Here is a 253-nt window from a genome sequence, read left to right on the forward strand (position 1 = left end):
ATCTTTTGGATTTGAAATACCCGCCGGTTTTTCAATTTTCTCAAGTTCAGCATTTAAGGCTTCACGGTTAAACAACTGCCCGGTATCAGGGTCACGATATTCTTTATCTTGGATCCAAAATTCAGCGTAAGTGACATAACGGTCAAAAATGTTTTGCCCATATTCAGAATAAGATTCTAAGTACGCGGTTTGCAACTCTTTACCAATAAACTCAACATACTGCGGAATTAAATAGCCCTTCAAGTGGCTTAAG

The 253-nt window shown here is 38.3% G+C and carries 1 pseudogene; it reads right to left on the reverse strand.

The features are described 5' to 3' along the window. Positions 1-253 (reverse strand): annotated as a pseudogene (locus tag LVD47_RS23535) (PrkA family serine protein kinase); the annotation flags it as partial.

The organism is Membranihabitans maritimus, assembly GCF_021729145.1.
Lineage (GTDB): Bacteria > Bacteroidota > Bacteroidia > Chitinophagales > Saprospiraceae > Membranihabitans > Membranihabitans maritimus.